Source organism: Methylobacterium trifolii (assembly GCF_022179685.1).
Classification (GTDB): Bacteria; Pseudomonadota; Alphaproteobacteria; order Rhizobiales; family Beijerinckiaceae; genus Methylobacterium; species Methylobacterium trifolii.
Genome location: NZ_BPRB01000345.1, coordinates 1 through 8,203, shown reverse-complemented (window position 1 = coordinate 8,203; position 8,203 = coordinate 1). Strand labels below are relative to the sequence as shown.

Annotated in this window: 8 protein-coding genes; 6 read left to right on the top strand and 2 right to left on the bottom strand. The window is 69.4% G+C overall.

Annotation, left to right across the window (positions count from 1 at the left end; genetic code table 11):
- Window positions 1-101 precede the first annotated feature (101 nt).
- A complete protein-coding gene (gene uvrB, locus COGEMETH_RS24095; RefSeq protein ID WP_238185208.1) occupies window positions 102-2,795 on the bottom strand; it encodes an excinuclease ABC subunit UvrB in 2,694 nt (897 codons plus the stop codon).
- A gap of 113 nt (window positions 2,796-2,908) precedes the next feature.
- On the opposite strand from uvrB, the gene COGEMETH_RS24090 reads away from it, so the two are divergent.
- The 6 genes from COGEMETH_RS24090 to COGEMETH_RS24065 all read left to right on the top strand — a co-directional run bounded on the left by COGEMETH_RS24090 (window position 2,909) and on the right by COGEMETH_RS24065 (window position 5,920).
- The gene (locus tag COGEMETH_RS24090) at window positions 2,909-3,151 is read left to right on the top strand and encodes a type II toxin-antitoxin system Phd/YefM family antitoxin (protein WP_238185207.1); all 243 of its coding nucleotides are present in this window, start codon (window positions 2,909-2,911) and stop codon (window positions 3,149-3,151) included.
- A complete protein-coding gene (locus tag COGEMETH_RS24085) occupies window positions 3,148-3,534 on the top strand; it encodes a type II toxin-antitoxin system VapC family toxin (RefSeq protein ID WP_238185206.1) in 387 nt (128 codons plus the stop codon). Before COGEMETH_RS24090 ends, COGEMETH_RS24085 begins: the two co-directional genes overlap by 4 nt.
- Before the next feature lie 59 nt (window positions 3,535-3,593).
- The gene (locus COGEMETH_RS24080; RefSeq protein WP_238185205.1) at window positions 3,594-4,076 is read left to right on the top strand and encodes a VOC family protein; all 483 of its coding nucleotides are present in this window, start codon (window positions 3,594-3,596) and stop codon (window positions 4,074-4,076) included.
- A 71-nt stretch (window positions 4,077-4,147) separates the two neighbouring features.
- Window positions 4,148-4,765 (top strand): hypothetical protein, encoded by a 618-nt coding sequence (locus tag COGEMETH_RS24075; RefSeq protein WP_238185204.1) that lies wholly within the window; start codon window positions 4,148-4,150, stop codon window positions 4,763-4,765.
- Window positions 4,752-5,126 (top strand): transcriptional regulator, encoded by a 375-nt coding sequence (locus COGEMETH_RS24070; RefSeq protein ID WP_238185203.1) that lies wholly within the window; start codon window positions 4,752-4,754, stop codon window positions 5,124-5,126. The genes COGEMETH_RS24075 and COGEMETH_RS24070 overlap by 14 nt, the downstream gene beginning before the upstream one ends.
- A 68-nt stretch (window positions 5,127-5,194) precedes the next feature.
- Complete coding sequence (locus tag COGEMETH_RS24065) at window positions 5,195-5,920, top strand: di-trans,poly-cis-decaprenylcistransferase (RefSeq protein WP_238185202.1); 726 nt, start codon at window positions 5,195-5,197, stop codon at window positions 5,918-5,920.
- Window positions 5,921-6,029: 109 nt separating this feature from the next.
- On the opposite strand, the gene COGEMETH_RS24060 is transcribed toward COGEMETH_RS24065, so the two are convergent.
- A complete protein-coding gene (locus tag COGEMETH_RS24060) occupies window positions 6,030-8,147 on the bottom strand; it encodes a TonB-dependent receptor (RefSeq protein WP_238185201.1) in 2,118 nt (705 codons plus the stop codon).
- Between the last annotated feature and the right edge of the window lie 56 nt (window positions 8,148-8,203).

The following is an 8,203-nucleotide window of genomic DNA, read 5'->3' as shown; positions in this document are numbered from 1 at the left end:
ACCCTCGCTCACGCGAGGGTCACCTTCCCCGCAGAGGGGGGAGGGACACGTCTCGCGCAGGGTTCTCAAACTGCTGCGTTCCGCCCAGCGCGAACGCCGATTCAGCCCCGCTTGCGTCCGCCGCCGCCCTTGTATTTCGGCTTTTGCCCGCCGAGCCCCTGCGTCGAGCGGGGTTTCGGCCGCTCCTGCCAGGGCACGGCGTTGGCCGGCATCTCGCGGTCCGTGCCCGGCCCCATGTTGTCAAGGGTCGGCTTGGCGATCCGGCTGCCCGCGGCCCCACGCGGGGCCTTGCGGCCGTACTTGCCGGCCTCGCGCTCCACGTCGCCCTGCCGGGCCATGGGGTCGTCGGAGACCAGGAGCTCGGTGGCCTGGAGCCGCTTGAGCTCGTCGCGCAGGCGCGCGGCCTCCTCGAAATCGAGGTCGGCGGCCGCGTTGCGCATCCGCTTCTCGAGGTTGGCCATCACGGCCTTGAGGTTGTGGCCCACCGTGATCGCGTCCCGGGCCAGCCCGGTGTCGACCTGGACGTGGTCGCGCTCGTAGACGCTGTTGAGGATGTCGCTGATGCCGCGCTTCACGCTCTGGGGCGTGATGCCGTGCTCTTCGTTGTAGGCGAGCTGCTTCTGGCGGCGGCGCTCGGTCTCGGCCATCGCCCGCTCCATCGAACCGGTGATGCGGTCGGCATAGAGGATGCAGCGGGCGTCCGCGTTGCGGGCCGCGCGGCCGATGGTCTGGACCAGGGAGGTCTCCGAGCGCAGAAAACCCTCCTTGTCGGCATCGAGGATGGCGACGAGGGCGCATTCCGGGATGTCCAGGCCCTCGCGCAGCAGGTTGATGCCGATCAGCACGTCGAAGGCGCCCAGCCGCAGGTCGCGGATGATCTCGATGCGCTCCAGGGTGTCGATGTCGGAGTGCATGTAGCGCACGCGCACCGAGTTCTCGTGCAGGTACTCGGTCAGGTCCTCGGCCATGCGCTTGGTCAGCGTGGTGACCAGCGTGCGGTAGCCGGCCTGGGCGACCTCGCGGACCTCGCCCAGCAGATCGTCCACCTGAGAGCGGGCGGGGCGGATCTCGATCACCGGGTCGACGAGGCCGGTGGGGCGGATCACCTGCTCGGCGAAGACGCCGCCGGTCTGCTCCATCTCCCACTTGCCGGGGGTCGCCGAGACGTTGACCGTCTGTGGGCGCATCGCGTCCCATTCCTCGAAGCGCAGGGGGCGGTTGTCGAGGCAGGAGGGCAGGCGGAAGCCGTATTCGGCCAGCGTCGCCTTCCGCCGGAAGTCGCCCCGGTACATGCCGCCGATCTGGGGCACGGTGACGTGGCTCTCGTCGGTGAAGACCAGCGCGTTGTCGGGCAGGTACTCGAACAGGGTCGGCGGCGGCTCGCCGGGCTTGCGGCCGGTGAGGTAGCGGGAATAGTTCTCGATGCCGTTGCAGGCGCCGGTGGCCTCGATCATCTCGATGTCGAAGGTGCAGCGCTGGTCGATGCGCTGGGCCTCGATCAGCCGGCCCATCTTGGTCAGTTCCTCGATCCGGCCGTTCAGCTCGGTCTTGATGCCCTTGATCGCCTGCTGCAGCGTCGGCCGCGGCGTGACGTAGTGCGAGTTGGCGTAGACTTTTACGAACTTCAGTTCCGCGATGGTCTTGCCCGTCAGCGGATCGAACTCGACGATGGATTCCACGTCGTCCCCGAACATGCCGATGCGCCAGCCGCGGTCCTCCAGGTGGGCCGGCCAGAGCTCGATCGAGTCGCCGCGCACCCGGAAGGTGCCGCGGGCGAAGTCGGACTGGATGCGCTTGTACTGGAGCGCCACCAGGTCGGCGATGAGCTGGCGCTGCTCGATCCGCTCGCCCAGGGTCACGGTGAAGGACATCGCCGTGTAGGTCTCGACCGAGCCGATGCCGTAGATGCACGACACCGAGGCGACGATGATCACGTCGTCCCGCTCCAGCAGGGCGCGGGTGGCCGAGTGGCGCATCCGGTCGATCTGTTCGTTGATCGAGCTTTCCTTCTCGATGAACGTGTCGGAGCGGGGGACGTAGGCCTCGGGCTGGTAGTAGTCGTAATAGGAGACGAAATACTCGACGGCGTTGTCCGGGAAGAAGCTCTTGAACTCGCCGTAGAGTTGGGCAGCGAGCGTCTTGTTCGGCGCCAGGATCAGGGCCGGGCGCTGCGTCTCCTCGATGATCTTGGCCATCGTGAAGGTCTTGCCCGATCCGGTGACGCCGAGCAGCACCTGGTCGCGCTCGTTGGCCCGCACGCCCTTCACCAGTTCTGCGATGGCGGTCGGCTGGTCGCCGGCCGGCGAGAACTCGGATTCGAGCCGGAAGGGCACGCCGCCCTCCGATTTCTGCGGCCGGTCCGGGCGGTGCGGCACCCAGGTCTGGCCGTCCTTGAACAGCGGGTTGCCCTCCATGAGCAGCCGCTCCAGGGCGTCGACCGTGGCCGAGACGCCGTCGCTGGCCAGGGACGGCTCACGGTCCTCGTCCAGGCCCTCCGGCGCCGGCCCGTCCTCCGGCGGGGTGATGCCGAGCGCCTGCGCCAGCTTCGGATCGATCGCGGCCGCGTCGCCGACGACGTAGCCAGCCTGCGGCGCCTCGCCGAACCCGCCGCCGGCCTTCGGCTTCTTCGCGGCCGCCTTCGGGCGCCCCGGCCGGGCCGGAGCCTCCACCGGATCGGGCAAGCGGTTGCGGTTGAGGGCCGGGCTCAGCAATTCGGCGAGATAGCTGTCCAGCGGCTTCAGCTCGGGCTTTTCGGCTTTGGCTGAGGAGACGCGGGGTTTCTTCGGAGCGGACATGGGGGGAGTATGGGCGTTTCGGGGGGCCCACGGAACCCCGCGCGACGGTTCATTCCGCCTTGCCCGCCAGGGCAGATATGGACTAAGTTTAATGGACTAAGTCCGGAGAAGCGATGAAGACGGTCAACCTCCACGAGGCCAAGACCCACCTCTCGCGATTGGTCGATCAGGCAGCCAGTGGTGAAGCCTTCGTCATCGCGAAGGCGGGCAGACCGATGGTCAAGGTTGTTCCCCTCGACGCACGGAAGACCGAACAGCCCCGGCGCATAGGCTTCCTCGCCGGCCAGATCTCAGTGCCCGACGATTTCGATCGCATGGGAGACGACGAGATCGTGCGATCGTTTGAAGGATCGTGAGGGTCCTTCTCGACACCCACATCCTGCTCTGGACGGCGGAGGGGTCGCACAAGCTCCCCGCTGCCGCCCGAGCCATTGTCGAAGATCCCGACACCACACCTGTCTTTAGCGCGGCAAGCCTATGGGAGGTCGCGATCAAGCGCGGACTCAACCGTGCGGACTTTCAGATCGATGCACGCGTCCTGCGCCGTGGACTGCTCGACAACGGCTACGAGGAATTGCCGATTCTCGGAACGCACGCCGTGGCCGTCGACGCGCTGCCTCCCATCCACAAGGACCCGTTCGACCGTCTGCTGGTGGCCCAGGCGACGGTGGAGGGGATTATCCTCATCACGGCGGACCCGATTCTGGCGCGGTATCCGGGGCCGGTGCGAGCGGTATAGGCTTGGGTTTCGAGCGGGTTCCGACTGCTGGGGCACCGCGCGCAGGGCTCCACGCACGCATGGCCGAACCGATCCATCCCGAGGCCCGCATCGGGCATGTCCACCTCAAGGTGGCCGACCTCGACCGGGCGCTCGGGTTCTATTGCGGCGTGCTGGGCCTGGGGCTGACGCAGCGTTTCGGCCAGCAGGCCGCCTTCGTCGCGGCTGGCGGATACCACCACCATATCGGGCTCAACACCTGGGAAAGCCTTGGCGGCCAATCGCCACCGCCCGGCAGCACCGGCCTCTACCACCTGGCGCTGCTCTACCCGACGCGGGCAGCGCTCGCGGACGCCCTGCGCCGCGTCGAGGAGGCGGGCATCGCCCTTGAGGGCGCCAGCGACCACGGCGTCAGCGAGGCGCTCTACCTGCGCGACCCGGACGGGAACGGCGTCGAACTCTACCGCGACCGGCCCGAGGCCGAGTGGCCCCGCGACGCGGCCGGCAACTTGCAGATGGTCACCCGCCGCCTCGACCTCGCCGGACTGCGCAGCCAGCGATAGAGCGCTTGCGGCGGTAACGCTTCCGTCATACTTTGCATCGCAAAGTGTGGTGCGGCCACGGAGTGAGCCACATGCGGGACCTGGACAAGGCGCTGGCCGACATCGTCGCGATCCGTTCGCAGATCGCGCGCGACACCGCGTTCCGCGGCCTCGGCTCGGCGACCCTCGCCGCCACGGGCCTGCTCGCCCTCGCGGTGGCCGGCGGCCAGGCCCTCTGGCTCGGCGACGCGGACGCGCGCCCGGCCCTGTTCTTCGGCCTCTGGATCGCGGCCGCCCTCGTCGCCTTCGCCCTGATCGGCTTCGAGACGGTGCGGCGCTCCCGGCGCCTGCATTCGGGACTGGCCGACGCCATGGTCTGGAACGCCATCGAGGTGTTTTTGCCCTCGGCCGGGGCCGGCGCCTGCCTCGGTCTGGTGATCGCCCGCTTCGCCCCCGAGCAGGTCTGGATGCTGCCGGGCCTGTGGCAGGTGCTGATGGGCCTGGGGCTGTTCGCCTCTGCGCGCATCCTGCCCAGGGCCGTGCAGGGGGTCGGCGCCTGGTATCTGCTCGCCGGCCTCGTCGTGCTGGCATTGGCCAGCGGTTCGCACGGGCTCTCGCCCTGGCTGATGGGCGTGCCCTTCCTTGTCGGCCAGGGCTGGCTCGCCCTGGTGATGCACCGGGCCGCGGGAGGCAATGATGGCGCGCTCTGACGGGGCGGACGGTCGCTTCTCCTACGAGGGGCTGGACCGGATCATCCACGAGAAGGCCCGGCTCAGCGTGCTGACCTCCCTGGTCGCCCACCCCAAGGGCCTGCCCTTCCCGGATCTGAAGCGCCTCTGCGGGCTCACGGACGGCAACCTCAGCCGCCACCTCGCGGTGCTGAGCGAGGCCGACCTCGTCAGCATCGAGAAGGGGCAGGCCCACAACCGGCCCCAGACCCTCTGCCACCTGACCCAGGCCGGCCGCACCCGCTTCCTCGAATACCTCGCGGTGCTGGAGCAGGTGGTGCGCGACGCGGCCAAGGCCGCCGAGCGCATGCCGGACGGCAGCCTCAATACGAAGACCGCTTAGGCGGCCCGATTTCGCCACGCCGCGCCGCCACCATCCCCCACGAATCCCGTCGCCCGGAGACCACTCAGATGCACAGCCAGGCCGATTCGAGACCCGGTCTGCACGCGGCGATCATCATGGACGGCAATGGCCGCTGGGCAACGCGGCGCGGCCTGCCCCGCGCCGCCGGCCACCGCCGCGGCGTCGAGGCGATCCGGCGCACGGCCGAGGCCTGCCCGGACCTCGGCATCGGCACGCTGACCCTCTACGCCTTCTCCAGCGACAACTGGCAGCGCCCGGCCGACGAGGTCGGCGGCCTGATGCGCCTGCTGCGCGCCTACCTGCGCAACGAGACAGCGCGGCTCGCCCGCACCGGCACGCGCCTCAGCGTGATCGGCCGACGCGACCGCCTGCCGGAGGGCATTCCCGAGGCGATCGAGCGGGCCGAGGCGGCGACCGAGGCCGGCGACCGGCTGCACCTGCGCATCGCCGTGGACTATTCCGCCCGCGACGCGATCATCGCGGCCGCGCAACGCCTCCAGGGCGCAGACACCTCGCGGGATGCCTTCGGACGGGCGGTGGCCGGCGAGATGCACGGCTCGCCGGTGAACGTCGACCTGCTGATCCGCACCGGCGGCGAGAAGCGGCTCTCCGACTTTTTGCTCTGGGAGGCGGCCTATGCCGAACTGCACTTCACCGAGCGGATGTGGCCCGATTTCGGTGAGACGGATCTCGCCGCGGCCGTCACCGAGTTCGCACGCCGCGACCGCCGCTTCGGCGCCCTGGCTCCCGCGAAGGTGTCGGCCGCGGCCTGAGCGCTCACCGATCAGAAATCCATCGAGGCCGAGAGCAGGAAGGTCCGGGGCGTGCCCTGGCTGAGGATGCCGCGGCCGGTGGACGCCCAATAGTTGTTGCCCGTCACGTTCACCACGTTGGCGCGCAGGGTAAGGGTCGGTCGTCGAGGGTGGTGGCGTAGCGTAGGCCGAGATCGAGGGTGGCCCAGTCCGGGATCTTCTGGCTGTTGGCCAGATCGTAGTACTGCGAGGCCGTGTAGATCACCCGCCCCGTCAGGCTGAGGCCGGCCAGCAGGGAGGGCGGCAGGTCGTACTCGCCGTAGAGGTTCAACTGTACGTCGGGCACGCCGACCGCGGTCTTGCCGAGCGTGGCGGCCGATTGTGCCCGCACCTGCACGCCGTCGAGGAGGCTGACGCCGCCGAGCAGGCGTAGGCCCGGCGTCGGCTCGCCGAACACGGTGAGTTCGACTCCGCTGTTGCGCTGGCGCCCGTCCACCGAGAACACCAAGGTCGTCGGATCGGTGTAGCCGAAGGGCTGTTCGATCTCGAAGGCGGCAAAGCCCACGCCGACGCTGCCGAAATCGTATTTGGCGCCGACCTCGGTCTGGCGTGAGACCGCGGCCGGGAAGGCGGCGCTCGCGTTGACGGCGTTGACCGGCGGGGCCGGCGAGGTCAGGCCCTCGATGTAGTTGGCGTAGAGTGACAGGCGCTCGATCGGCTTCACCACGAGGCCCACGCCCGGCGAGAAGGCGCCGCTGTCGCTGGAACCGGTCTGGAAGCCCGTGACCGCGCTGTAGGAGCGGGTATCGATGCCCTGCCAACGGCCGCCGATCGTCAGCAGCACGCGGTCCTCCAGGAAGGACAGGGTGTCGGCCACAGCGATGCTGCGGTTGGCCCGCGACGTGGTGCGCGGGGTGGCCTCCGACAGTCCCATCGCCGTGCGCGGCGGAAGGTAGACCGGGTCGTAGAGGTTCGAGACGATGGTCGGGCCGACGTTGATGCCGGGGACCTGAGCGTTCTCCTGCCAGAAGCCCACGGCCGCCAGCCCGAAGCTGTGCTCGACCGGCCCGGTCTCGACGGTGCCGCGAAGCCCGGCCTCCACGGTCTCGTTCTCGATGCGGAAGGGGATGAAGCTGATCGGGTCGCGGTAGTCGCCGCGCGTGTTGAAGATCGTCAGCACGCCGCCGAAATATTCCTGCTTGAAGTGCGAGCGGCCGTAGGCCGCGTAGACGGTCAGGGCGTCGGTGAGGTCGTACTCGACCCGCGTCGCGACCGACTGGTTGGCGCTGTCGCGGTACTCCCAACGCTGATGCTGGTTCAGGGGCAGGTCGGGCGCGCGGGGGATGCGCACGCCAGCAGCCACCGAGCGGTTGCGCAGGGGCGAATCGAAGTCGAGTTCCTGGTAGCCGAGGTCGACGCTCGCCCGCAGGCGCTCGCCGCGATAGTCCAGCGCCAGCGAAGCCACGCCGAAATGCAGGCTCTGATTGTCGATCGGCGTGCTGCCGTTGTTGACGGCCCCGTTGAAGCGGATGCCCCACTCCTTGTCGTCGCCGAAGCGCCGGCTGAGGTCGACCGCCTTGTAGATCTGCGCGTCCGAGGCGTAGCCGACCGTGACCCGCGCCAGGGGCTCGTCCAGGGCGCGCTTGGGGATCAGGTTGATCACCCCGCCGATGTTGCCGAAGGGCGGGATGCCCGAGAGAAGCGTGGAGGGGCCGCGCAGCACCTCCACCCGCTCGATCGGCTCGATCGCCGGATTGAAGGAATCGGCCACGCCGAACAGGCCGTTGAAGGCGATGTCCTGGGCGAAGACCGGGAAGCCGCGGATGAAGAAGCCGAGGATGCCGGAGAAGGCGGGCACGTTGGTGCGGATGGACGGGTCGTTGTTGACCACGTCCTGCACGTTGCGCGCCTGCTGATCGCGGATCAGCTTCTCGGTGTAGCTCGTGGAGCTGAAGGGCTGGTCGAAGACGTTGCGGTTGCCCAGGAACCCGAGCCGCGAGCCGGTGGCGACCTCGCCCCCGGCATAGGGTGGCGGCGGCGGCCCGACCACGGCGTTCGGGTTGGCCGGCGGCCGGGCCGGTCCCCCGGCCGCCCGGACGGACAACTCGTCGAGCTGCACCGCCGATTCGCCTTGCGCCCAGGCGGACCCCGCCATCGCGCCCGCGGCCAGTCCGGCGAGGATCAGGCTGTTGCCCAGGCCACGGTGCCGGACCCGATCCTGCCGCGTCCTGGTCCGGGAATGGCACATCGGGGACACTCCACGCATGAGGGCCGCGACGGGTCCTGCGGCCCTCATGCGTGGAG